The sequence below is a fragment of the Solwaraspora sp. WMMA2059 genome, from assembly GCF_027497315.1.
Lineage (GTDB): Bacteria > Actinomycetota > Actinomycetes > Mycobacteriales > Micromonosporaceae > Micromonospora_E.
Window position 1 is genome coordinate 5,628,663 of the sequence record NZ_CP114908.1, and the last position, 22,746, is coordinate 5,651,408.

Genomic DNA, 22,746 nt, shown 5'->3' on the forward strand with positions numbered 1-22,746 from the left:
GCGGCATGGCGGCTCCAGGTTTCCCGTACCAGGATCTGAAGGACTTCGTCGCGGCGCTGGAGACGGCCGGTGAGCTGCGGCGGGTCGACGTACCGGTGGATCCGACGCTGGAGATCAGCGAGGTGGTCACCCGGACCGTACGCGCCGGCGGGCCGGCGCTGCTGTTCGAGCGGCCCACCCGGGGCGAGATGCCGGTGGCGATCAGCCTGTTCGGCACCGAGCAGCGCACCGCGATGGCGCTCGGCGTGGACCGGCTCGACGAGATCGGCGACCGGATCGGGGCGATGATCAAGCCCGATCTGCCGGTCGGCTGGTCCGGCATCCGCGACGGGCTGGGCAAGGTCATGCAGCTCACCTCGCTGCCGCCGCGCAAGGTGAAGACCGCGCCCTGCCAGGAGGTCGTCTACACCGGTGCGGACGTCGACCTCAACCGGCTGCCCGGGCTGCAGGTCTGGCCCGGCGACGGCGGGATCTTCCACAACTACGGGCTGACCCACACCAAGCACCCGGAGACCGGCAAGCGCAACCTGGGCCTGTACCGGCTGCAGCAGCACTCGCCCACCACGCTCGGGATGCACTGGCAGATCCACAAGGACTCCACCGCCCACCACGCGGTCGCCGAGCGGCGCGGCGAGCGGCTTCCGGTCGCGGTGGCGATCGGCTGCGACCCGGTGGTCAGCTACTCGGCGTCGGCACCACTGCCCGGCGATATCGACGAATACCTGTTCGCCGGGTTCCTGCGCGGCCAGCGGGTCGAGATGGTCGACTGCAAGACCGTACCGTTGCAGGTGCCGGCGCACGCCCAGATCGTGCTGGAGGGCTACCTGGAACCGGGCGAGCGGCTGCCCGAGGGCCCGTTCGGCGACCACACCGGCTTCTACACCCCGGTCGAACCGTTCCCGGTGCTGCACATCGAGTGCATGACCATGCAGCGCGACCCGGTCTACCACTCGATCATCACCTCGAAGCCGCCCCAGGAGGACCACGGGCTCGGCAAGGCCACCGAACGGATCTTCCTGCCGCTGCTGCGGATGCTGATCCCGGACATCGTCGACTACGACCTGCCGGCGGCCGGGGTGTTCCACAACTGCGTGATCGTGTCGATCCGCAAGCGCTACCCCAAGCACGCCCAGAAGATCATGTCGGCGATCTGGGGTGCCCACCTGCTGTCGCTGTCGAAGCTGATCGTCGTGGTCGACGACGACTGCGACGTGCACGACTACCACGAGGTGGCGTTCCGCGCCTTCGGCAACGTCGACTACGCCCGCGACCTGCTGCTCACCGAAGGCCCGGTGGACCACCTCGACCACTCGTCGTACCAGCAGTTCTGGGGCGGCAAGGCCGGCGTCGACGCCACCCGCAAGCTGCCCACCGAGGGCTACACCCGGGGCTGGCCGCAGGAGATGATTATGTCTCCGGAGATCGTCTCGCTGGTGGACAAGCGATGGCGGGAGTACGGGATCTCGTGAGCGCCGCAGCCACCGCCGGACCGGCCGGCGCGCCCGCCGCCCCGGTCGGCAAGATCCGAGCCTTCCTACGGCTCGTCGCGATCGAACACTCGGTCTTCGCGCTGCCGTTCGCGTACCTGTCCGCGCTGACCGTGATGGCCCGCCTCGACGGCGGCGTCCGCTGGCTCGACCTGCTGCTGATCACCGTGGCGATGGTCGGTGCCCGGACGTTCGCCATGGCCGCGAACCGGATCATCGACCGGCACATCGACGCGCGCAATCCGCGTACCGCCGGTCGGGAACTGGTGACCGGGGCGGTCAGCGTCCGGACGGCCTGGACCGGCGCGGTGGTCGCTCTGGTGGTCTTCCTCGGCGCCGCCGCTGCGCTGAACCCGCTCTGCCTCGCGCTCGCCCCGCTGGCGGCGGTCCCGCTGGTGGTCTACCCGTACGCCAAGCGGTTCACCGACTGGCCGCACGCGGTGCTCGGACTGGCCCAGCTGATCGGCCCGGTCGGTGCCTGGCTGGCGGTCACCGGCACCTTCGACGGCGCCGGGCCGGCGATCCTGCTCGGCGCGGCGGTCGGGCTCTGGATCGGCGGCTTCGACCTGATCTACGCCTGCCAGGACGCCGAGATCGACCGTGAGATCGGGGTACGCAGCGTACCCGCCCGGTACGGTCGACGCTTCGCGCTGCATGCCTCGACGGTGGCGCACCTGGTGACGTTCGCCCTGTTCGGGTGGTTCGGCGTGCTGGTCGGCTTCGGCTGGCCGTGGTGGATCGGGCTGGTGTTGACCGCGGTGGCGTTCGGCTACCAGCATCTGGTGGTGACGCCGACCGACCTGTCCCGGGTCAACCGGGCGTTCTTCACCGCCAACGGCTTCGTCGGCATCGCGTTGTTCGCGTTCGCCCTCGTCGACCTGGTGGTACGGCTCGGCCTGCGTTGACCGTTGACCGTTGACCACCCCGGCCGGGCCGGGCCGGGTCAGCGCCGCTGCTGGTAGCGGGCGCTCTCGAACGACCAGTCGATGGTGCCGCGCACGGCGTACCCGACCCCGACCAGCAGGCCGTGGGCCGCCCGGTCGTGATCCGGCCCGAACGACGGCACCTCGGCTTGGCGTGCGCCGAACGCCGCCATCTCGGCCCGCCACCGGTGCGCGACGATGACCAGCGCGTCGCCGATCGGCACCCGCCGCGTCTCGGCGACCGCCACCACCAGGTTGTGACCGCCGGCGGTGGTCAGGTCGCGGGACAGTGAGAAGAGATCGTTGTACCAGGAGAGCAGGTCGTTGCCGGCGACTCGGACGTCGCGCACCCGGGGGTGGTGGAAGACGGCGTCCGGCACCGGGTCGCCGGTCGCGTACTCGATCAAGGTGTACGCCACGTGCGCCGCCGAGGTGGCCCGGCGCAACTCGACGTACTCGTCCGGGCCGGGCCGGTAGCCGGCCGCCTTGTTCGCCGCCTCGCGTACCGCTCCGTCGAGGTGCTCCGCCACCGCCTCGACGAACCGTCGGTGCCACCACTCGGGCATCGACTGGCGTACGGCCTGCCACGGACCGGCGAGCATCCGGCGCAGCGGCCCGGCCAAGACCGGGTCACTGCCCGGTGCCGGATCACTGCACAGCACCGCCAGCACCCCGTCGGCCAGTCGGCGCAACCTCCCCTCCTGCGGATCCGCGACCCCGTCGAACTCGTCGTCGAGCAGGAAGAACCAGGCGAACATGGCGGCCAACACACGCAGCCGGCCGATCGGCGCACCCGGATAGAGCCGGGCGGCGTACCGGCCGATCCTGGCCCCGGCGAGCCGACGGTGGGTCGCGGTGCCCGGTGGCAGGCCGCACCGCTGCAGCCAACCGGGCAGCCAGGCGTCGGCCTGCGCCGCGTACGGGGACAGCACGGCGGGCAGCGGGCAGCCGGCGCGCAGCGCAACGAGCAGTTCGCCGAGCAGTTCGGCGGCCGGCCCGTCGAGGCCGGTACGGCTGTACGGGACGTCGGGGCGGGGCGGCGGCGGGGTGGATTTGCGGGAGTCCATGGGCTGCCTGCGAAGTTGCTGCCAATGTGTCCGTGAGGCGGGTCGTCTTACCCTATGGGGTGACCGGGCACGGTGACAGCCCGCGACCAGCCACGCGAGCAGGGATCTTATGAGAAGACCATGGGTGATCGGCGTCTCCGGGGCGTCTGGTACGCCGTATCCGGCTGCGGTGCTCCGCGCGCTGCTCGACGCCGGCCATCCGGTCGACCTGGTGGTGTCCCGCGCGGCCCGACTCACCCTGCTCGACGAGACCGGCGCGCCACTGCGGGACAGTCACTGGCGGGCCGACCTGGCCCGCTGGCTCGGCCGTGGGCTGGACGACGCGGACGTACGGTTCTGGCCGGCGGGTGATCTCGCCGCCGGGCCAAGCAGTGGCTCGTACCAGGTACGCGGGATGGTGGTCGTACCGGCCAGCACGGCCGCCTGTGCCGGCATCGCCATCGGGCTGTCGAAGGACCTGCTGCAGCGGGCCGCCGAGGTGAACCTCAAGGAACGCCGGCCGGTCGTGCTGGTCCCCCGGGAGACCCCGGTGACCCGCAGTCACCTGGAGCATCTGCTCGCCCTGCACGACGCGGGGGCGGTGGTGCTGCCGGCCAGTCCCGGCTTCTACGGTGCGGGTGCCGGGGCCACCGCCGCCCAGTTGGTCGACTTCGTTGCCGGGAAGGTGCTGGACGCGCTCGGCGTACCGCACGATCTGTTCCGGCGGTGGTCCGGCGAGTTGGGCGCGGACCGGGCGTGACCACCTGCTCGGTACGGCCCGGCGGTCAGTACGGCCCGGCTCCTCCTGACCCGTTCTCGGTGTGCCGGGGCCGGGTGGTCTCCGCGCTTTCTGCCTGCATCTCCTCCAGCACGCCTTCGCCTTCGAGTAGCGCACGCACCTCGGACTCCCGGAACCGACGATGGCCTCCGGGAGTTCGGATACTGCCGATCCGGCCGGCCGCTGCCCATCGTGTGACGGTCTTCGGGTCGACGCGGAACAGCGCGGCCACCTCGCCCGGCGTCAGCAGACGATCTCCAGTGTCCACGGTCCCCTCCTCGCGTCCGCGACGGCTCTGGCGTGGCCAGTCAGCCCCCCGATGGACCGTGTGCCAGATGCCGTAGTGCCAGACGTACGGCCATTAGAGCACCGGCCGACCCCCGTGTCCGGGAAATGCGGAAAGCTACCCGACTGGGCAGTTATCCGGTAGGATTTGCGCCCTATGTTGTAATTTACCCCAGCTCGTCGACCAGCGGGCCACCCGGGCGGGCGGCAGGCACTAGGGTCTACATTCCGTGGACGCCATCGATTCCCGGCTCGTCGACCTGCTGCGCGGCAACGCCCGGCTCTCCTACGCCGAACTCGCCCGCCAAGTCGGACTCTCCGCACCCGCCGTACACGAACGGATCGGCAAACTCGAAACCACCGGGGTGCTGCGCGGCTACCGGGCCGACGTACAGCCGGAGTCGGTCGGCCTCGGCGTCACCGCCCTGATCGGACTGGTCGAAGACTCAGGTGCCGACACCGAGGCGGTGCTGGACGCGCTGCGCGACATGCCGGAGATCGAGTCCTGCTACTTCATGGCCGGCACCGAGTCGTTCCTCTGCCTCGCCCGGGTCGGCACCATCGCCGAGCTGGAACAGCTCATCATGCGGCTGAACCGGACACCGGGGATCGCCAACACCCGGACCAGCGTCACGCTGTCCACCAAATGGGAGAACCGGCCCCGCCCCCTGACCGGGTGATTCGGCGACTGCACTTGTTACCGTCTGCGAGTGAATCAACTGGACCGGTACGACGACGCCGGCCGGGCCTGGGTGACCGACGCGATCGCCAAGGTCGAGGCGGACGCCAACCGGTCCGCCGACACCCACCTGCTGCCGTTCCCACTCCCCCCGTCCTGGGGCATCGACCTCTACCTCAAGGACGAGTCGGTGCACCCGACCGGCTCGCTCAAGCACCGGCTGGCCCGCTCGTTGTTCCTCTACGCCCTGTGCAACGGATGGATCGGGCCGCAGACCACGATCGTCGAAGCGTCGTCCGGCTCCACCGCCATCTCCGAGGCGTACTTCGCCCGGATGCTCGGCCTGCCGTTCGTCGCGGTGATGCCCGCCGGCACGTCGGCGGAGAAGATCGCCCAGATCGAGTTCCACGGTGCCCGCCCCCACCTGGTCCGCGACCCGGCCGCGGTGGTGATCGAGGCACGGTGGCTCGCCGAGGACCTCGGCGGGCACTTCATGGACCAGTTCACCTACGCCGAACGGGCCACCGACTGGCGGGGCAACAACAACATCGCCGAGTCGATCTTCGCCCAGTTGGCGCTGGAACGGCACCCGGTCCCGCACTGGATCGTGGTCGGTGCCGGCACCGGCGGCACCAGCGCCACCATCGGCCGGTACGTCCGCTACCAGCGGCACCGCACCAAGATCTGCGTCGTCGACCCGGAGAACTCCGCCTTCTACCCGGCATGGTGCAGCGGCGACTGGTCGACCTCGACCGGCCGGGGGTCGATGATCGAGGGGATCGGTCGGCCGACCGTCGAAGCGTCCTTCCAGCCGTCCGTGGTGGACCGCATGATCCAGGTCCCGGACGCCGCCTCACTGGCCGCCATGCGCATCGCCAGCGAACTGCTGGGTCGGCGGGTCGGCGGGTCGACCGGCACCAACCTGTGGGGTGCGTTCGGGCTGATCGCGCAGATGCGGGCCGCCGGCGAGCAGGGCTCGGTGGTGACGTTGCTGTGTGACAGCGGCGAACGGTACGCCGCCAGCTACTACTCGTCCGACTGGCTGACCCGGCACGGGATCGATCTGGCCCCGTACCGGGCCGTGGCCGATCAGTTCATGCGTACCGGCGAGTGGCCGACCGACGCGCCATGATCGGGATCAGGCGCGCTGCGCCAGCCCCGGGTAGTGCAGCACGAAACCGTGCGGATCCACCGTCATCTCGGCCGTGAAGCTGTCGCTGCGGTAACGGACCCGGTCAGCGCCGAGCACCGTGTAGGTCTGCTCCATCGGTATCACCTCCAGGCTCGGCACCCGGACCCAGGCCGCGACCAGCCGGTGCTCCTGCCCGACCGGCTGCTCCGACAACCGCAGCCGGCGGATCGGCAGGGTGTTGAACAGCGGCACCCCGCCCAGATCGACGTCGAACGCCGCGTCGAGCCGGCCCGGTTCCTCGGTGCCGGGCAGGCCGACCGGGCTGCGCCCGGCCGCCCGCAGAGCACCGTCCAGGTCGCCCTGTTCGGCGGTGCTCACCCGCCACCGGCCGAGCGCCCGTTCCATCCGTACGGTCCGCAGCCAGCCGGCACCCTCGACGGTGACGGTGAGCCGGACGGCGGCCCACTGCTCGTCGGTGGCGAGTTCGTAGTGGCAGCTGTACGGCAGTGGCGCCGCCACCACCGCCACACCGCGAGCGGTCAGCCCGCGCTGGTCGTCGAAGAGGACATGATCGGCACCGCCGGTGTCCGTCCGCGTCCAGACGATCGATTTCGGCAACGTCGGCATGTTCCCGACCGTACCGGCCCGACGAGCCGCTGCGGAGCGGGTCGCCGGTGCCGGTCACGCACGCGCGTCAGTAGCTGCGGCTCGGCCGCCGGTCAGTGAAGCGCCGGTCACCACCGCCGCGCCGCCGGTCACCACCGGCCCGGTCGGCACCACCGCGGCCGGCCCGGTCGGCACCACCACGGGTGCCCCGCTCGCCGTCGCCCCGGAAGCGGTCCGCTCCGTCGGCCCGGGAGCGGTCGCCCCGCCCTCGGAAGCGATCGGGGCGGTCCGGCCTGAACCGGTCCCCTCGCGGGCGGGACTGCCGGGGCGGCTCCGGCTCGTTCACGATCGGCACGCCGCTCGGCTCCGTCGCTCCGGTCAGCTCGGACAGTGCGGCGTCGCCGCGGCGTACCCGGGTCTGGGCCGGCTCCACCCCGGCCTTCTCCAGCATGGCCAGGGTGCTGCGCCGCTGCTTCGGCAGCACCAGGGTGGCGACCGCGCCGGACTCGCCGGCCCGCGCGGTCCGCCCCGCCCGGTGCAGGTAGTCCTTGGGGTCCTTCGGCGGGTCGACGTGCACCACCAGCGAGACCCCGTCGACGTGAATGCCCCGGGCAGCCACGTCCGTGGCGACCAGGACGTTCGTCCGCCCTTCCTTGAACTCGGCGAGGGTACGGGTGCGTACCCGCTGGGTCTTGCCGCCGTGCAGGGCACCGGCCCGCACGCCGACCGACGCCAGCTGGTCCACCAGCCGGTCCACCCCCAGCTGGGTCCGGGCGAACATCATGGTCCGCCCGGAACGGGCGGCGATCGAGGCGGCCACGGCGAACTTGTCACTCGGCGGGATCAGCAGCAGGTGGTGGTCCATCGTGGTCACGGCGGCAGTGGCCGGCGCGGTGGAATGGGTGACCGGATCGGTCATGAACCGCTGGACCAGCGTGTCGACGTCATTGTCCAAGGTGGCCGAAAAGAGCAGCCGCTGGGCGTCCGCCGGAGTCTTGGCCAGCAGCTCGGTGACCTCTGGCAGGAATCCCATGTCGGCCATCTGGTCGGCCTCGTCCAGGACGGTGATCTCGATGTCGTCCAGCTGGCAGACGCCGCGCTGGATCAGGTCACCAAGCCGCCCCGGAGTGGCCACGATGATTTCCACACCGCGACGCAACGAATCGATCTGCCGGTCGTACGGGACGCCGCCGACCGCGGTCTTGAGGAAGACCCCGACCGCCCGGCCCAGCGGGAACAACGCGTCGTTGACCTGCATCGCCAGCTCACGGGTGGGGACCAGGATCAGGGCCCGGGGCCGCAGTGGGCGGGCCCGGCGGCCGTCGGCGATCCGGGCCAGCAACGGTAGGCCGAACGCGAGGGTCTTACCGGAGCCGGTCTGGCCCCGGCCGAGCACGTCCCGGCCGGCCAACGCGTCGGGCACGGTGGCGCGCTGGATCTCGAACGGAGTGGTGATGCCCTCCCGGGCGAGTGTCCGGACGAGTTGCCGGGGCAACCCGAGCGCCGCGAAGTCAGGCTCGTCGGCAACCGGCTCGGCGGCCCTGGCCGCGACGACCGGCTCAGCGGTCTGCCTGGTCGCCTGCTCCGCAGGCAGGTCAGCGGCTTCGGGCACGGTGTCGAGAACGGAGGGGAACGTGCTGGGATCAGCGAAGGTGGTCAAGAAAACCTCTCAGAGCGGGGCGGATCTTCGCGAATGGCCCGTTCCGGTGTGCACCGTTGAATCGCCCGCAAGATCGCCCATGAGCACGCGGTAGCGCGCCGGGTTGATGATCGAGTGACAAGTGTACGGGTTTGCCGCGCTGCTGCCACCTGACCCGTCCGACCGTGGGCCCGCTCACCTCCGCCGATCCGGCGTCAACCGCCCAGCAGCCCGTCGAAGATGTCGGCGAAGGTGTTACCTACGGCGAACACCGCGACGATGCCGATCACCACCATCACGGCCAGGCCAACCACCATGACCAGCACCACCTTGGTCGTACTGCGGTCCTCCCGCTCAGGCAGGTCAGCCCAGCCCTGGGCCAGGATGTGGCCGGTCAGCGAGCCGGAGTTTTCCACGGCGGGGTTGAACACCACGCCGCCGGGTGCGCCGGACATGCCGCCGGGTGCCCCCATCGGCAGACCCATGGTCGGATCGGCCGCTGGCCGGCTGGTCGGGCCGGGTCCGGGCGTGTCGCTGTCGGGCCGGCGGGCCCCGTACACCCGCCCGGCCGCCGGGGTGGGGGTGCTGCGTGCCCACTGCCCGTCGGCCGGCGAAGGCTCCGGCAGCACGACAGGCTCCGGCGGCTGATGCCAGGGCGTCGGTGGTGACTCGCGCCACGGCGTCGGTGGAACTGCCGGTGGGATCGTGTAGCCCCCGGCCGCCTGGGTCATCTGGTACGCAGTCCCGGCTGGCGGTGGGAACGGCGGCGGCGGAGTCGGGCCCGGTGGGTTCGGACCCGGGCCCGGTGGGTACGGGCCTGGCACCGGAGCGGGTGAGGTCGGCCGTGGCGGCAACGGCGGAGCCGGGGCCGGGGCGGGTTCCGGCTCGGGTGAGTTCGGCCCGGACGGCGGTTCCGCAGGCGCGGGCGGCTGTACCGGGTCGGGGGGTAGGGCCGGATCGCTGGGCGAGGGCTCCTCGGTACGACGCGCACCGTAGACCCGGGTCCCGCCGGTCGGCACCCGGAGCGCCCCGACGTCGCTGGCGGAGACCTGTTGCGCTCCGGCCACCGTGGCGCGGGCACGGGCCGATGCAGCCTCTTCGCTGGCCGCCGGAGGCGACGACGCCGCGGCGGGTGGCTCGGTCGCGGCGGGTGCGGACGCCGACGCGACATGGTCGGCCGGTAGTTGGTCGGCCGGTGGCCGATTAGTCGCGCCCGGCGGCTGCCAGGGCGAGGCAAACGCCGACCATGCGGACGCCGGCGACGCGGGAGCCGGCGAAGTCGGAGCCGACGGTCCGGCCGCCGGCGAAGTCGGAGCCGACGGCTCGGCCGGCGACGACGTACCAGGCACGACCGGGACGTCGGCACTGGAGCCGGTGCCGACCGGCGACGCCCACAGCGCCCCGTCCGGCGGCGGTGGCGGTGGACTGAACGGAGCCGGCAACTCCTCTGCCGGTGGCGGCGCCGATCCTGACCGGTCGACCTGGTCGGGCACCCGCCGCTGACCACCGTCGACCTGGTCCACCGACGACCAGGGCCGAGCTTCGTCCATCACTGCCTCCCGTGCCAGCTCACCGGAACACCTCCGGCCGGTGAGGGGTCCGCCGGTTTACCGTGCCATACCGATGCACCTCGGCACAGCCGGAGTATCGGCGTACCGACCGTGGCCGTCTGTCCGGTCCTGGGCGCAACGGCCCGACCGGAGGACGTACGGTCAGCCTTCCAGCGGGCCTGCGCTCGGCGTGCCGGCCGACGTCGCCGACGCGCTCGGGCCGGCCGACGCGGAACTCGACCCGCTCGGGGTACTGGTCGGCGTCCCGGAGCCACTCGCGTCCGGATCCGGCGTCCCGGAGCCGGGGTCGGTCGGCGATGGACTCGGATCACTCGGCGTCGGCATCGGACCGGGCGTGGACGGGCTGGTCGACGGCGACGGGTCAGGGGACGGCGAATCCGACGGGTCAGGGGACGGCGAATCCGACGGGTCAGGGGACGGCGAATCGGACGGATCGGGCGACGGCGAATCCGTGGGGTCCGGTGTCGGGTCCGGTGTCGGGTCCGGCGACGGGGTGGGCGTCGGAGTCGGGGTGGGCGTCGGAGTCGGGGTGGGCGTCGGAGTCGGTGCGACCTCGCGGATCACCCGGGTCGCCGCGTAGAACCGGGACCACCAGACGGTGGAGACCTTGACCACGTCTCCGGTGGTCGGCGCGTGCACCATCTTGCCGTTGCCGACGTACATCCCGACGTGGTGCACCGTCGTCCAGCTGGAGCCGGAGGCGAAGAAGATCAGGTCGCCGGGGAGCAGCGCCGACCGGTCCACCTTGTTGTGCCGGGTCGCGTAGTACTGGTCCTTGGCGACCCGGGGCAAGCTGAAGTAGTCGGCACCGGGCGACCGGTACGCCGCCCACATCAGGCCGGAACAGTCGTAGCGATGCGGCCCTTCGGCCCCCCACAGGTACGGCTTGCCGAGCTGCTTGAGGGCGAACTCCAGGGCGGCGACGGCACGGGGATGGGCGGCGGCACCGTCGATCCCGTCGATGCCCTGCCCGATTTCCTGCTCGGCGGCCTCCCGCTGGCGTTCGATCGCCACCAGCTGCTCGGTGTTCTGCTCCTTCAACGCGAGCAGCGCGGTCTCCCGCTGCTTGAACGTGCCCTCAGTGCTACCGAACTCGCTGCGCAGCGCGTCGACCAGGGCCAGCGCCGCCGTGTAGGTCTGATACGCCTCCTGCTCGGCGGCTGCGGCGAGCGAGACGTCCCGGTTGGCGGCGTCGGTGCCGACGCCGGGCTGCTGGCCCCGCTGCAGTCGGGACAGGGCGCCGAGGCCGTGCAGGTCACCGCGGTACTCGCCGGGCGGCATCGCGGCGGCGTCCTTCAGCGCGTACGACGCCGCGCTGTCCGCGTCCCGCTGCGCCTCGATCAGTGCGGTCCGCGCCTCGCGCAGCGACTGCTCGGCGGCGGCCAGCGCGGTCTCCGCCGCGGTCTGCTCCTGTTCGAGCTCGAGCATCTGCTGACCGAGCAGCGCGACCTCGGTCTCACCGGCGTAGATCTGCGCGGCGAGCGGGCCCTCCACCGGGGTGGGGGTGATGGCCGGCGCGTCGGTCGTCGGTCCGGTGCCGGGCAACTGCAGGCCGCCGGCGGGCACCGGCCGGCTGCCGGTGTCCGGCACGGTCGCCGGCTGGGCGTACACCGGGGAGGCGAGGGCGACTGCGGTGACGGCACCGAGCAGGCCGGCCCACAGGGCCGGGCTCAGCCGGACCGGAACGGCGCCGACCATCACGAACCGGCGTTGCCGCCGTGCTCCGCCGTGCCGCTGGCCCACTGCCGCGCCCCTGCTTCTTCGTGCCATGCCCGCTCGCTCCCCGTACGGCGCATTTTGTCCGGTGCCGATGCGCCGGAACCGAGTCGCGCCGCCTGGTGTCGCCTGTCCCACATCGGTCTTACCGCACGGGGCTGCTGATGTCGATGATTCATGAGGTAACGAGAAGCTGAGAGGTTGGCGACCCGGGCATGACGCAGGTCGCTGTGCCGCCGGGCGAGGAGCCGACCGGCGGTCCCGGGACGTACGCTCGAACGCGGATCACGGCTGATGGTCGTCGACGGCGGGTCGTCGGCGTGGCCGGCCGGGAAGGGGCGTGGCGGACGTGGACGCTGGTCGCAAGCGTGAGCTCGAAGAGAAGGTGTACGCCGGGGAGCGGCTGGACCACACCGACGGGGTGGACCTGTACGCCAGCGACGACCTGGCCTGGCTGGGCCGGCTGGCGCATCATCGGCGGACCGAGCTCAACGGCGACCGGGTGATGTTCAACGTCAACCGGCATCTCAACCTGACCAACGTGTGCAGTGCCTCCTGCGCGTACTGCTCGTTCCAGCGCAAGCCGGGCGAGAAGGACGCGTACACGATGCGCATCGACGAGGCCGTCCGTAAGGCCAAGGAGATGGAGGACGAGCAGCTCACCGAGCTGCACATCGTCAACGGCCTGCACCCGACCCTGCCCTGGCGGTACTACCCGAAGGTGCTGCGCGAGCTCAAGGCGGCGCTGCCGAACGTCAAGCTCAAGGCGTTCACCGCGACCGAGGTGCAGTGGTTCGAGAAGATCAGCGGGCTGCCGGCGGACGAAATCCTCGACGAGCTGATGGACGCCGGCCTGGAGTCGCTGACCGGTGGCGGCGCGGAGATCTTCGACTGGGAGGTCCGCCAGCACATCGTCGACCACGCCTGTCACTGGGAGGACTGGTCACGGATTCACCGGCTGGCGCACAGCAAGGGGCTGCGGACGCCATCGACGATGCTCTACGGCCACATCGAGGAGCCCCGGCACCGGGTGGACCACGTGCTGCGGCTGCGCGAGTTGCAGGACGAGACCGGCGGTTTCACCGTCTTCATCCCGCTGCGCTACCAGCACGACTTCGTCGACTCGGCGGACGGCAAGATCCGAAACCGGATCCAGGAGCGCACCACGATGGCGGCACCGGCCGAGTCGTTGAAGACCTTCGCGGTGTCCCGGCTGCTGTTCGACAACGTGCCGCACGTCAAGTGTTTCTGGGTGATGCACGGGCTGTCCGTGGCGCAGTTGTCGCTCAACTTCGGCGTCGACGACCTGGACGGGTCGGTGGTCGAGTACAAGATCACCCACGACGCGGACTCCTACGGCACGCCGAACACCATGCACCGAGAGGACCTGCTGCACCTGATCTGGGACGCCGGCTTCCAGCCGGTCGAGCGGGACACCCGCTACCAGGTGGTACGCGAGTACGACCGGCCGCCGGCGCTGGCCGACCGGCGGGCCGAGCCGCAGCAGATCTGGGCCTGAGCGAGGCCGCCGCAGATCTGGGCCTTGGCGAGCCGGAACGGCAACGCCTTCGAGCGGCCCGGACCGGCCTGATCCGGCCGGCAGGTGTCGACCCGCCCTGGCGTGGGTAGGACGCTGCGGTGAGTCAGCCGCGCGGCATGCTGTCCCGCCTCCGTGGCGTGTGGGGCAGTTTCTGGGCGGTACCGGCGGCGTTCGCGACCGGCGCGGTGCTCGGCGCGATCCTGCTCACCGCCCTGGACCTGCGGCTGCGACTGCCACTGGACGGCTTCCTGCCGAGCGGGCCGGCCGGCGCGAGATCGCTGCTGTCGTCGGTGATCACCGCGATGATCTCGTTCACCGCGCTGGTCTTCTCCATCACGGTGGTCGCGGTGCAGCTGGCTTCCAGCCAGTACTCACCCCGGGTGCTACGGACGTTCCTGCGCGACCGGGTCACCCAGGCCACCCTGGGCACGTTCGTCGCGACGTTCCTGTTCGCGATGGTGGTCCTCGCCGCGCTACCGGGCCGGGCCGAGGCCCGGCTGCCGGCGCTGTCGCTGGCCGTGTCGATGGCCCTGGTGCTGGGCAGCACCGGGATGTTCATCTACTACCTGCACCACATGACCGCGCTGATGCGGGTCTCGCACATGATCGCGGCGATCGGGGTGCAGAGCAGGCGCAGCATCGACCGGTGGGCGGCCCGGCCGACCGATCCGACCGGTTCCCCGGACGGCCCGATCGTCGACGTGCTGGCCGCACCGGCCACCGGGGTGGTCGTCGCGGTCGACGTCAATCTGCTGGCGCGGCTCGCCCGCCGGTACGGCTGCGCTCTCACGGTCGAGCGGATCCCGGGCGAGTTCGTGGTGGCCGGCATGCCACTGGTCGCCGTGCACGCCGTCGGTGACGCCCCGCCGGGCCCGGTTGACGCGACGCTGGCCGGGCAGGCCGTCGAGGTCGGCGTCGAACGGGTACCCGGCCAGGACGTCGGCTTCGGGCTACGGCAGCTCGCCGACATCGCCGAACGGGCGCTCTCGCCCGGCATCAACGACGCCACCACCGCCGTCCGCGCCCTGCAGGAGGCGCACGACCTGCTACGCCGACTGGCCGACCGGCCGGACCGACCGCGGATCGTCCAGGACGACGACGGGACGGTCCGGGTCCACGTCCGCCGGCAGTCGTTCGCCAGCCACCTCGCCACCTCGATCACCGACGTCCGGCGGGCCGCCACTGACCAGCCGAGGGTCATCGAGCTGATCGACAGCATTCTCGCCGACCTGACCACGGCGGTCCGGCCCGAGCACCGGCCGGACATCCAACGGTGCCAGGCGGCCTCACCGGTCGCCGACACCACGGGACATCGCTGAGTACCAGCGGCGACCGGCGGTGGCGGTCACCCCGTGCGCCAGGGTGCTGGCCGCGATCACCAGCGTCCCGGCCGCCCACAGCCGGGAATCCGTCGCCCCCTCGGCGTAGCTGTACGTCAGGTAGAACAGCGCGGACACGCCGATCGGGCCGAACCAGCCGAGAAACACGGTGTCCCGCCACGACATGCCCAGCGCCGGCCGCAGGGCCAGCACCACCGGCAGCCGGCGCAGCAGTAGCACGGCCACCGGGAACGCCACGACGGGCCAGCCGAGCTCCAGCCACTGCCGCCACGGGACCACCAGACCCAGCAGGAAGAACACCGGCAGGACGAGATACCGGGTGAGCGCGTCGTCGAGTTGCTGCTCGGACGCCCGGGACCGGCGGCCGATCATCCGGTTGTAGGCCAGGCCGGTGACGAACACGGCGAGGATCGCGTCGGTACCGGCGACCCGGGCGACGCCCAGAGCGGCCACGCCGAGAACCACGGCGAAGACCAGCAGCGAGCCCTGGTCGACCTGCTCCCGCGCCTCGGCGGCCCGTACCGCCCAACCGGCCAGGTAGCCGACCGCCCCGCCGACCAGAACCGCCCCGCCGACGCCCCAGGCCGCCTCGACCGCCTGCTGGCCGGCCGGCCGGGCGGCGGCTGCGATCAACGCCAGCGCGACCAACAGGTACGCGAGCCCGTCGTTGATCCCGGACTCACCGCTGATCACCTGACGCAGCCGGGCCGGCAGTGCCCGTTCGGCTGGTGTCCCGGACACGACGCTCGACGCCAGCACCGGGTCGGTCGGGGTCAGGCAGACCCCGAGGAGCACCGCCAGGGCGACCGGTAGGCCGAGCAGCAGCCAGGCCAGACCGGCGCTGACCACCGCCATCCCGACCATGCCCAGGGTCAGCAGCACCCCGACCGGGCGGGCCACCATCAGATATCCGGTGGCGGGAAACCGCAGCGCCACCGCCATCAGCGACACGGCCAGCAGAATCCGGCTGGCCTCCCGGAGCAGGCCGGTGGTGTCGTGGTCGGACGGATCGATCAGCCCGGACACCGGGCCGACCAGGATGCCGAGCAGCAACGCGAGCAGCGGTTCGCTGACCGGCGCGCGGCGGATGGCGCTCGACCAGAAGGCCAGCAGTACGGCGAGCACGCCGACCAGCGCGTAGCTCAGGTGCAGCGGGTGCATCCGGACACCTCCACCGCAGCGGCCAGCGGTTCATACCTGGCAGCGCCGACCCTCGGTGCCCCGTGCCATCGGGGGTCGGCAGTCACCTGGGCCGGTTATCCGGATGCCGGCTTGGCAAACCTGGTCCGGGTGCGGCACAAGCTCAGGCGTACCCTCATGGGGTCATGACGGAATCGAAGAGCGACAGTCTCCCGCGCCGGGACGCCGCAGGTCGGGTCGCCGCGTTGCCGGATCTGCTCGGCGTGGTCGGCGCCGGACTGGTGATCGGACTGGTCGTGCTGCTGCTGTTCGACGGCGTGTTCACGCTGATCGGCGACGGCCGACTCGGCCAGTCGAACGGCTGGCTGGCGGTGATCCTGCCGGCGTGGCTGTTCGCCGACGACTTCCGGGCCTGGGCCGGCGGCTCCGCCCGGTTCGTCGCCGCTGCCGTCGCGACCGGGGTCGGGGTCACGTCCGGGCTGCTCGCCGCCGGGATAGCGGCCGAGCTGCCGGCGACGGCCGGCGGCGCAATCGGGGCGGCGGTCTTCGCCCTGGTGTACGCGGCGGTCTGGTTCCATGGCGTCCGGTGGCTGGACGGCCGGTGAGGAGAGGCATGAGCCCTGCGGTGAAGTACACGCTCGGCCGGATCGGGCTGTTCGTGGTCGTCGTGCTGGCCCTCTGGCCGATCGACCTCAACATCTTTCTGAAGCTCATGATCGCGGTCATTTTCTCGGCCGCGCTGTCCTGGTTTCTGATGCGCGGCTGGCGGGACGAGATGGCGCAGCAGATCGCCGAGTCCGCCGAGCGCCGCCGGTCCGAGAAGGAACGGTTGCGGTCCGCGCTGGCCGGCGAGGACCAGACCGACGGTACGGTCGGCAAGTCCGGTACGGCCGGCAGGTCCCAGGAGGATTCCTAGCATTCGCCCCGGCCCGGTGACCGTACGGCCGGCCGACCCCAGCCCAGGGCCGGCCGGTACAACGCGGCAGTCCTGCCCTAGCCGGGCAGTTGTGCCTCGATCGCGGCGACCACCGCGTCGTCGGTCGGCTCGACCCGGGGCCGGAACCGGCCGACCACCCGGCCGTCCGGCGCGATCAGGAACTTCTCGAAATTCCACTGGATGTCACCGGCCGTGCCGTCGGCGTCGGCGGTTTCAGTCAGCTCGGCGTAGACCGGGTGCCGGCCGGGCCCGTTGACCTCGATCTTGGCGAACATCGGGAACGTCACGCCGTACGTCGCCGAGCAGAACTCCTGGATCTCCTCGGCGCTGCCCGGCTCCTGGCCACCGAACTGGTTGCACGGGAAGCCGACCACCGAGAAGCCCCGGTCGGCGTACCGCTCGTGCAGCTGTTCCAGGCCGGCGTACTGCGGGGTCAGCCCGCACTTCGACGCCACGTTGACCACCAACAGTGCCTTGCCGGCGTAGTCCCCCAACGAGCCGGGCTGCCCGGCCAGGGTGGTGAGCGGAATGTCGTAGATCCCCACGTCTCGATCCTCTCTCCCGCCCGGTGCGCTCACACCGGCCGGCCGTCGTGCAGGTAGGCGACGTGTCCGTGATCGGCCGCCGCGAGTGCGCACCGCACCCGCCTGCCAACATAAGCCGCCGCAGCCTTCCGACCGCCTCGGGGCGGACGAACTGGTTGGTAGGCTCGAAACCATGAACCAGCCCGTACTCGCCTACCGATGGAGTCGGAGCGAGTTCGTGCGCGCCTTTGAAGCGGGTGCCTTCGACCGCCGGGTCGAGCTCGTCGAAGGAGAGATCTGGCCAGTGGTGATCGGTTCGTGGCACGGCGACACCGTCGGTCAACTGCTGGCGCTGCTGCCACGATCCGGGGTGCGGGTGACGACTGCGACCCTGCCGACCGGGGAGTCGCTTCCCGACCCGGACTGCTGGGTGCGTCGAGCCGACGCGGATCCGATCGGGTCCGTCGGGACCCGGCTGTCGGTCTGGGACGCCGCCGACGTGCTGCTCGTGGTCGAGGTCGCCGACGAGACCGCGATCCAGGACCTCAACGTCAAGGCCAGGCTCTACGGTCAGGCCGGTTACCCCGTGTACTGGGTGGTCACCCAGGAGGCGATCTACGAACACACCGGTCCTGTCGCAACCGGGTACCGCACGCGGGTCGAGTACCGGCACGGTGAGCGCATCCCGGTTCCGTACACCCGGATGGACCTCGCGATCGACGACCTGATCGCCCCGCGTCTCGGTTGACCGCCCCATTCCCTTTCCCATCTCGTGGTTCCGCCTCATCCTGATACATCTGCGGCCTACTCGGACGATCGACCCGGCTGCCCTGTCGACGAAGGGTGCCCGTGATGCCGGCGGCATCACGGGCACCTGGTGCCGCCGGTATCAGCACCGCGGTTCGGTCGGTCAGCCGCGCCGCCACTTCTGGTTGGCGCCGCCGTGGCACTCGTAGATGATCAGGCGGGCACCGTCGGCGGTGTTCCAGTCGACCACGTCGACGCACTTGTTGGCCTGCGGGTTTACCAGGTCACCGGCGCCGGAGAGCACCCACTGCTGGGCCGGGTTGCCACTGCAGTTCGCGAGCTGCACCACGGCGCCGTTGGCGGTCGAGCCCCAGGCGACGTCCATGCACAGGCCCAGCGCCCGGATGGTGCCGTCGCCGGAGAAGGTCCAGTTCTGCGCGTTGGTGCCGTTGCACCGGTACAGCTGCAGGTACTGGCCGTCGACTCCGTTGGAGTTCGGTACGTCGATGCACTTGTCGGCGAGCCCGATGATCCGGCTGGTCGAACCGCCGCCGGTGGTGGTCAACGACAGCCCGTAGCGGGAAAGGATCTCGTTGACCGGCTGGTAGACGGTGGTGCCGCCGGAGCTGCAGTTGCCGCCGGCGCCGGAGGTGACGCCCTGCGCCTGGGTGCCGGCGAGGAACGAGCCGCCGGAGTCACCGGGCTGCGCACAGGCGCTGCTGGAGACCAGTCCGTAGACGAGCTGGCCTGAGTAGTTGACGGTGACATTCTTGGCGGTGATGGTGCCGCACCGCCAGCCGGTGGTCCGGCCGGACCGGCAGACGGCGGCCCCGACCGCCGCCTCCTGGGAGCCGGTGACGTTGACCGTGCCGCCGCCGTAGTTGTTCACCCAGGGCCGGGGCACCCAGTTGGCGTTGGTCTGCACCCAGGCCAGGTCGTCGCCGGGGAACGACGACCCCCGGAAGGTGCCCTGCGCGACCCCGCTGCCGGCGGTGGAGGCCCCGACGCCGCCACAGTGGCCGGCGGTGACGAATCCACCGGCGACGGCGAAGCCGACCGAGCAGAGCACACTGTCGTTGATCACGTACTGGTCGCCGCCCCGAATGTCGTACACCGGGCGGTAGGCGTCGTCGCTGCGTACCACCGATGTGGCGGCGGTGGGCAGCCCGGCGGCGCGGGCGAAGCCGGCCGCCGCCGCGACGTCGGCGGCCTCGATGGTCACCGTGTTGGTGACCGGGTCGACGTACCAGGAGTGCACGGCGGTGTCGGCGCTGGCGGCCTGTCGGTCGAGTCCGGCGGCGAGCCGGTCCAGCTCGGCGAGGCTGCGGGTGACGGTCCGGGGCTCGGCACCGGCTGCGCGGACCCGGGCGGCCTGCGCCGGGTCGGTCACCCCGACGACGACGGTACGGCCGTCGTCGGCGACCCAGGTGCCGGCGTACGCGTCGGCCAGTTCGGTGCGCAGGCGGTGTTCGATCGGTACGGCGGCCGCCTCGACGGCGAGCCGGGTGGCCAGTTGGTCCGGGGTGAGGTCGAGATCCCGGCGCAGCGCGGCGATCTGGCCGGCGGGCAGCGCGGCCATATCGGCGGTTGCGGCGGAGTCGGCCGGATCGGCGATCTCGGTGGCGGCGGCCGGCGCGCTCGTGGCGGGGCCGGAGGTGCCGGCGGTCGGCGCGGCGGCGGCCGGTGGCGGTACGGCGAGCAGGCTGGCGCTCAGGGTCAGGCCCAGCAGCGCACCCAGCTTGCGGTTCATCTGCATACCTCCGAGAGGTCGATGTGAGCAAGTCGTGAGAGCGCTCTCAGGAAGGAAAGTTTACTAATTGACAAACTTCTGTCAATATCCACAGAGGTCGACCCGATCACCTACGGTCGGAGACCGTCGACGGATGCCGCCGGCGGACGGGTTCGGCCGGGGTCGGGCTGGATTCGCCCGGTGCGCCGCGGACCGGTTCTCCTGACCGCCGCAGGCGGCTGCGCCGTGCCGCGCTGGCCCGACTCCGGTCATGGCGCGGTCAGCCACGCGGTCGTCGACGTACTCGGGAACGCGTTGGCCAACCGGGTCAGCTCGGCGGTCCGCCAGCCTGCCGCCGGCGCCGCGTCATTGACAGCCCGTCGACGGCCAGCATGATCACGCCATGGCGTGCCCACGACAGTTCTGCGAGGACGACATCGGGGACGTCCGACAGTGAGGTGTACGGAGCCGACGGCACAGATCCCCTCTTCCCCGGCTTCGAGGATCACCGACGCCACCGGCACCGCCGGGCTGACCGGCACCGACGCCACGAGTTGAAGGTGAGACACCTTTCCCGCCGACTGAAAGGTATCTCACCTTCAACTGATCTTGGTGATCCCGGCCGGGCGGGCAGGTGACCCCGGCTTGGTGGGTGTCGGGGCGTGCGTCGGTCAGGGTGAGCCGTGCAGGACGACCCGGTAGCCGAGTTGCTGGCCGTAGGTCATCAACGGGCGCAGGGTCGGGACGAGTTCGGTGGCCTGCGTGGACCAGTGGTGTCCCCGGTTGCTGTCGAATCGGCGGTGGCGGGCAGATGCCGTCTGTCGCTGTCGCCGCAACTCGCGTCGCAGGTGGTGCAGCCGCTTGGACGCCGTGGACCGGCCGGAGCGCCAGTCGAGCCAGCGTAGCCACCAGTCACGTAGCATCTCGGTGATCATTTCTCTCCCTTGATCAATTGGTCGATGGTCAGGTTTCCGTGCGCCGGGGTAGTCGGTAGAGTCCGTGGCGCTGGACGAATATCTCCCGCCGTTCGGCTGCGTTGCCGTGGCGGTCGATGACGTATCCGGTGATCCAGATCCACCCGTCGTAGGTCCACTTCCGGTCGACGGCGATGACCCGGAGTCGGATGGCGCGGTCATCGGCGAACTGGACGCTGGCTTCCCGGCCGATGATCAGCACGTCGCCGGGTTTCGGCTCCGGTGTGGCGAGTAGCCGGCTACTCACCAGGCCGATCCGCCATCGGGTACGTCGTACGCCCGCAGTCCGGGCACCACCTGGACTTGACCTTGAACGACCACAACCCCGCGCAGAAGCCGAGCAGCGCCGCGCTGAACAACGCTCCCACTTCCATCATCGACATCCCCTCCTGTGGGATCGACACAGCATCAGCGCCACCACCCAATGAACCGCCAGTACAGGTACCCGGACCTGTGCAGCGGCAGATCGGTCATGGCGTCTATCAGGCACGTGGCCATGTAGACCGACAGCGACACCCGTGCGCCGGTGTACTCGGCGAGGAGCTCCTGACGGCGCGCGTCGCACGGCCATGGAAGTCCGCACTTCGCACACATCCAGTGGGGACGATCCGGAGTGTGCGTGCTCACTGGGCTTCCTTCGGCCAGTGCCCCCGGTTGATAGGGACGTGTTGAGACATGCCCGCTCCCTCGCATCTGCGCGATGTGGCTCGTGCGTCCATTTTGCGCGCGCACTTTTGTGGAGTCAAGGATTGGCAGCCATCTAGGATTGACGAAATATGGATGGCCGAGAACGAGGCGTCAGGAGCAGAATGTGGGCATGACGAGCCCGACCTTCGTGCGGTTCCAGCTCGGCGTGCAGCTCCGCCGAGCACGCGAGGAAGCCAACGTGACCACCGAGAAGGCAGCTGACACCATCGAAGTCTCGGCAAGCACCTTGCGCCGCATCGAGCAGGGCAGGGTCGGGCTGAAGGGTCCGGCGCTGAACGCCCTACTGGACCTGTACGGCGTGGCCGACGCCGAGCTGCGCGAGACCCTGCTGTCGATGGCGCGGAGCGGCAAGCAACGCGGCTGGTGGGCGAAGTACGGAGACCTGCCGAACTCGTACCGGCAGTACATCGGACTGGAGTCCGCCGCCACGACGATCCAGAACTTCGAGACGCTCGTGGTGCCCGGCCTGCTGCAGACCGTCGACTACACCCGTGCGATCACGGTCGCTGACGCATCGCAGCCCACACCGCAGGCCGTAGAGGAACGGGTAGCGGTCCGCGTGGAGCGACAGAAGCTGCTCACCGAGGAGAAGCTCCGCCTGGTCGCGGTCATCGACGAGGCAGTGCTGCACCGCCGGATCGGCGGACCGGAGATCATGACCAACCAGCTGACAGCGCTGCTCGAAGCCCAGGACCGGTGGAACGTGATCATTCAGGTCATCCCGTTCGGGGAGGGTGCATACGCCTCGATGCTGTCGAGCTTCCACATCCTCAGCTTCGACGAGGGGCCGGGGGTGGTCTACATCGAAGGGCTGACCGGAGACCTCTACGCTGAAGGTGAGGATGTGCAGAGGTGCGCCAAGGTCTTCGACGACCTGCGGGCATCTGCCCTGTCACCCGCAGCATCGGCCGAGATGATCAAGGACCTCCGGGATAGGGAGACACCATGAAGGCACTCGACAACCAGTGGCGCACGAGCAGCCGCAGCGGCGGCAACGGTGCCTGCGTGGAGGCACGGTACGTCGACCAGGCCGCCCAGGTGCGTGACAGCAAGGACCAGGCTGGGCCGGTGCTGTCCTTCACCCCGGCCCAGTGGACCGGCTTCGTCCAGGACATCAGGACCGGCAGGTTCGAAGCCTGATACCCGTCCGACCGCTGGCCCGGCAAGCGAAGGCCAGCGGTGCTGCTCCGTCGATGTCCGCCTGGAGCGTTGGTAAGCGATCCGACCGCTGGCAGAGGGGCGAGC

Annotated in this window: 25 protein-coding genes; 13 read left to right on the forward strand and 12 right to left on the reverse strand. The window is 70.8% G+C overall.

Translation table 11 applies throughout. The features are described 5' to 3' along the window. Positions 1-5 precede the first annotated feature (5 nt). Entirely contained in the window at positions 6-1,469 is a 1,464-nt protein-coding gene (locus O7553_RS25835) for a menaquinone biosynthesis decarboxylase (protein ID WP_281552184.1), read from the forward strand. Continuing rightward, positions 1,445-2,392, forward strand: coding sequence for a menaquinone biosynthesis prenyltransferase MqnP (gene mqnP, locus O7553_RS25840; RefSeq protein ID WP_281552185.1), 948 nt, complete (start codon positions 1,445-1,447; stop codon positions 2,390-2,392). Before O7553_RS25835 ends, mqnP begins: the two co-directional genes overlap by 25 nt. Positions 2,393-2,430: 38 nt before the next feature. Here mqnP and O7553_RS25845 read toward each other — a convergent pair whose 3' ends face one another. Further along, positions 2,431-3,477 carry a terpene synthase family protein gene (locus O7553_RS25845; RefSeq protein WP_281552186.1) on the reverse strand — a complete coding sequence of 349 codons (1,047 nt, stop codon included), beginning with the start codon at positions 3,475-3,477 and terminating at the stop codon, positions 2,431-2,433. Positions 3,478-3,586: 109 nt separating this feature from the next. On the opposite strand from O7553_RS25845, the gene O7553_RS25850 reads away from it, so the two are divergent. Further along, positions 3,587-4,216 carry a UbiX family flavin prenyltransferase gene (locus tag O7553_RS25850; protein ID WP_281552187.1) on the forward strand — a complete coding sequence of 210 codons (630 nt, stop codon included), beginning with the start codon at positions 3,587-3,589 and terminating at the stop codon, positions 4,214-4,216. A gap of 25 nt (positions 4,217-4,241) precedes the next feature. On the opposite strand, the gene O7553_RS25855 is transcribed toward O7553_RS25850, so the two are convergent. Beyond that, on the reverse strand, positions 4,242-4,502 hold the full coding sequence (locus O7553_RS25855) for a BldC family transcriptional regulator (RefSeq protein ID WP_281552188.1): 261 nt from the start codon (positions 4,500-4,502) through the stop codon (positions 4,242-4,244). A gap of 247 nt (positions 4,503-4,749) precedes the next feature. Between O7553_RS25855 and O7553_RS25860 the strand changes: the two genes are divergently transcribed. Both O7553_RS25860 and O7553_RS25865 read left to right on the forward strand, forming a co-directional pair. After that, the gene (locus O7553_RS25860) at positions 4,750-5,199 is read left to right on the forward strand and encodes an Lrp/AsnC family transcriptional regulator (RefSeq protein WP_281552189.1); all 450 of its coding nucleotides are present in this window, start codon (positions 4,750-4,752) and stop codon (positions 5,197-5,199) included. A gap of 30 nt (positions 5,200-5,229) precedes the next feature. Continuing rightward, positions 5,230-6,330 (forward strand): PLP-dependent cysteine synthase family protein, encoded by a 1,101-nt coding sequence (locus O7553_RS25865; protein WP_281552190.1) that lies wholly within the window; start codon positions 5,230-5,232, stop codon positions 6,328-6,330. Between the two features lie 6 nt (positions 6,331-6,336). Here O7553_RS25865 and O7553_RS25870 read toward each other — a convergent pair whose 3' ends face one another. The 3 genes from O7553_RS25870 to O7553_RS25880 all read right to left on the reverse strand — a co-directional run bounded on the left by O7553_RS25870 (position 6,337) and on the right by O7553_RS25880 (position 9,204). Beyond that, the gene (locus O7553_RS25870) at positions 6,337-6,957 is read right to left on the reverse strand and encodes a putative glycolipid-binding domain-containing protein (protein WP_281552191.1); all 621 of its coding nucleotides are present in this window, start codon (positions 6,955-6,957) and stop codon (positions 6,337-6,339) included. Between the two features lie 67 nt (positions 6,958-7,024). After that, complete coding sequence (locus tag O7553_RS25875) at positions 7,025-8,431, reverse strand: DEAD/DEAH box helicase (protein ID WP_281555754.1); 1,407 nt, start codon at positions 8,429-8,431, stop codon at positions 7,025-7,027. A 359-nt stretch (positions 8,432-8,790) separates the two neighbouring features. Further along, entirely contained in the window at positions 8,791-9,204 is a 414-nt protein-coding gene (locus tag O7553_RS25880; protein ID WP_281552192.1) for a hypothetical protein, read from the reverse strand. A gap of 439 nt (positions 9,205-9,643) precedes the next feature. Here O7553_RS25880 and O7553_RS25885 point away from each other — a divergent pair, with 439 nt between their 5' ends. Next, on the forward strand, positions 9,644-10,078 hold the full coding sequence (locus O7553_RS25885; RefSeq protein WP_281552193.1) for a hypothetical protein: 435 nt from the start codon (positions 9,644-9,646) through the stop codon (positions 10,076-10,078). A 209-nt stretch (positions 10,079-10,287) separates the two neighbouring features. On the opposite strand, the gene O7553_RS25890 is transcribed toward O7553_RS25885, so the two are convergent. Beyond that, positions 10,288-11,916, reverse strand: a complete 1,629-nt coding sequence (locus tag O7553_RS25890; RefSeq protein WP_281552194.1) for a C40 family peptidase — start codon at positions 11,914-11,916, stop codon at positions 10,288-10,290. Between the two features lie 295 nt (positions 11,917-12,211). Here O7553_RS25890 and mqnE point away from each other — a divergent pair, with 295 nt between their 5' ends. Continuing rightward, the gene (gene mqnE / locus O7553_RS25895; protein WP_281555755.1) at positions 12,212-13,381 is read left to right on the forward strand and encodes an aminofutalosine synthase MqnE; all 1,170 of its coding nucleotides are present in this window, start codon (positions 12,212-12,214) and stop codon (positions 13,379-13,381) included. Positions 13,382-13,500: 119 nt separating this feature from the next. After that, positions 13,501-14,721 carry a DUF2254 domain-containing protein gene (locus tag O7553_RS25900; protein ID WP_281552195.1) on the forward strand — a complete coding sequence of 407 codons (1,221 nt, stop codon included), beginning with the start codon at positions 13,501-13,503 and terminating at the stop codon, positions 14,719-14,721. On the opposite strand, the gene O7553_RS25905 is transcribed toward O7553_RS25900, so the two are convergent. Then, complete coding sequence (locus tag O7553_RS25905) at positions 14,689-15,903, reverse strand: cation:proton antiporter (RefSeq protein ID WP_281552196.1); 1,215 nt, start codon at positions 15,901-15,903, stop codon at positions 14,689-14,691. The two genes, O7553_RS25900 and O7553_RS25905, sit on opposite strands and share 33 nt — an antisense overlap. 164 nt (positions 15,904-16,067) lie before the next feature. Between O7553_RS25905 and O7553_RS25910 the strand changes: the two genes are divergently transcribed. Together O7553_RS25910 and O7553_RS25915 are read left to right on the forward strand one after the other, a co-directional pair. Further along, the gene (locus O7553_RS25910; protein WP_281552197.1) at positions 16,068-16,487 is read left to right on the forward strand and encodes a hypothetical protein; all 420 of its coding nucleotides are present in this window, start codon (positions 16,068-16,070) and stop codon (positions 16,485-16,487) included. Between the two features lie 8 nt (positions 16,488-16,495). Beyond that, on the forward strand, positions 16,496-16,798 hold the full coding sequence (locus O7553_RS25915; RefSeq protein WP_281552198.1) for a DUF4229 domain-containing protein: 303 nt from the start codon (positions 16,496-16,498) through the stop codon (positions 16,796-16,798). A gap of 77 nt (positions 16,799-16,875) precedes the next feature. On the opposite strand, the gene O7553_RS25920 is transcribed toward O7553_RS25915, so the two are convergent. Then, the gene (locus O7553_RS25920) at positions 16,876-17,364 is read right to left on the reverse strand and encodes a glutathione peroxidase (protein WP_281552199.1); all 489 of its coding nucleotides are present in this window, start codon (positions 17,362-17,364) and stop codon (positions 16,876-16,878) included. Between the two features lie 172 nt (positions 17,365-17,536). Between O7553_RS25920 and O7553_RS25925 the strand changes: the two genes are divergently transcribed. Continuing rightward, positions 17,537-18,091, forward strand: a complete 555-nt coding sequence (locus O7553_RS25925) for a Uma2 family endonuclease (protein ID WP_281552200.1) — start codon at positions 17,537-17,539, stop codon at positions 18,089-18,091. A gap of 162 nt (positions 18,092-18,253) precedes the next feature. Here the strand turns inward: O7553_RS25925 and O7553_RS25930 are convergent, their stop codons facing one another. The 4 genes from O7553_RS25930 to O7553_RS25945 all read right to left on the reverse strand — a co-directional run bounded on the left by O7553_RS25930 (position 18,254) and on the right by O7553_RS25945 (position 21,170). After that, positions 18,254-19,840 carry a ricin-type beta-trefoil lectin domain protein gene (locus O7553_RS25930; RefSeq protein WP_281552201.1) on the reverse strand — a complete coding sequence of 529 codons (1,587 nt, stop codon included), beginning with the start codon at positions 19,838-19,840 and terminating at the stop codon, positions 18,254-18,256. Positions 19,841-20,490: 650 nt separating this feature from the next. Next, positions 20,491-20,754, reverse strand: a complete 264-nt coding sequence (locus O7553_RS25935) for a hypothetical protein (RefSeq protein ID WP_281552202.1) — start codon at positions 20,752-20,754, stop codon at positions 20,491-20,493. A gap of 28 nt (positions 20,755-20,782) precedes the next feature. Then, complete coding sequence (locus O7553_RS25940; RefSeq protein WP_281552203.1) at positions 20,783-21,040, reverse strand: hypothetical protein; 258 nt, start codon at positions 21,038-21,040, stop codon at positions 20,783-20,785. Then, on the reverse strand, positions 21,033-21,170 hold the full coding sequence (locus O7553_RS25945) for a hypothetical protein (RefSeq protein ID WP_278173158.1): 138 nt from the start codon (positions 21,168-21,170) through the stop codon (positions 21,033-21,035). Before O7553_RS25945 ends, O7553_RS25940 begins: the two co-directional genes overlap by 8 nt. Before the next feature lie 440 nt (positions 21,171-21,610). Between O7553_RS25945 and O7553_RS25955 the strand changes: the two genes are divergently transcribed. Then, positions 21,611-22,450, forward strand: coding sequence for a helix-turn-helix transcriptional regulator (locus tag O7553_RS25955; protein ID WP_281552204.1), 840 nt, complete (start codon positions 21,611-21,613; stop codon positions 22,448-22,450). Beyond that, entirely contained in the window at positions 22,447-22,641 is a 195-nt protein-coding gene (locus tag O7553_RS25960) for a DUF397 domain-containing protein (protein WP_278173156.1), read from the forward strand. The genes O7553_RS25955 and O7553_RS25960 overlap by 4 nt, the downstream gene beginning before the upstream one ends. Positions 22,642-22,746: the final 105 nt, after the last annotated feature.

What these genes read in the sequence shown, in the direction of transcription:
- O7553_RS25845 (WP_281552186.1), bottom strand. Translation starts at nt 3,477, where the DNA reads ATGGACTCCCGCAAATCCACCCCGCCGCCGCCCCGCCCCGACGTCCCG.
- O7553_RS25835 (WP_281552184.1), top strand. Translation starts at nt 6, where the DNA reads ATGGCGGCTCCAGGTTTCCCGTACCAGGATCTGAAGGACTTCGTCGCG.
- O7553_RS25910 (WP_281552197.1), top strand. Translation starts at nt 16,068, where the DNA reads ATGACGGAATCGAAGAGCGACAGTCTCCCGCGCCGGGACGCCGCAGGT.
- O7553_RS25850 (WP_281552187.1), top strand. Translation starts at nt 3,587, where the DNA reads ATGAGAAGACCATGGGTGATCGGCGTCTCCGGGGCGTCTGGTACGCCG.
- O7553_RS25960 (WP_278173156.1), top strand. Translation starts at nt 22,447, where the DNA reads ATGAAGGCACTCGACAACCAGTGGCGCACGAGCAGCCGCAGCGGCGGC.
- O7553_RS25870 (WP_281552191.1), bottom strand. Translation starts at nt 6,957, where the DNA reads ATGCCGACGTTGCCGAAATCGATCGTCTGGACGCGGACGGACACCGGC.
- O7553_RS25930 (WP_281552201.1), bottom strand. Translation starts at nt 19,840, where the DNA reads ATGAACCGCAAGCTGGGTGCGCTGCTGGGCCTGACCCTGAGCGCCAGC.
- O7553_RS25915 (WP_281552198.1), top strand. Translation starts at nt 16,496, where the DNA reads ATGAGCCCTGCGGTGAAGTACACGCTCGGCCGGATCGGGCTGTTCGTG.
- O7553_RS25905 (WP_281552196.1), bottom strand. Translation starts at nt 15,903, where the DNA reads ATGCACCCGCTGCACCTGAGCTACGCGCTGGTCGGCGTGCTCGCCGTA.
- O7553_RS25925 (WP_281552200.1), top strand. Translation starts at nt 17,537, where the DNA reads ATGAACCAGCCCGTACTCGCCTACCGATGGAGTCGGAGCGAGTTCGTG.
- O7553_RS25945 (WP_278173158.1), bottom strand. Translation starts at nt 21,170, where the DNA reads ATGATGGAAGTGGGAGCGTTGTTCAGCGCGGCGCTGCTCGGCTTCTGC.
- O7553_RS25955 (WP_281552204.1), top strand. Translation starts at nt 21,611, where the DNA reads ATGACGAGCCCGACCTTCGTGCGGTTCCAGCTCGGCGTGCAGCTCCGC.
- O7553_RS25890 (WP_281552194.1), bottom strand. Translation starts at nt 11,916, where the DNA reads ATGGCACGAAGAAGCAGGGGCGCGGCAGTGGGCCAGCGGCACGGCGGA.
- mqnP (WP_281552185.1), top strand. Translation starts at nt 1,445, where the DNA reads ATGGCGGGAGTACGGGATCTCGTGAGCGCCGCAGCCACCGCCGGACCG.
- O7553_RS25935 (WP_281552202.1), bottom strand. Translation starts at nt 20,754, where the DNA reads ATGATCACCGAGATGCTACGTGACTGGTGGCTACGCTGGCTCGACTGG.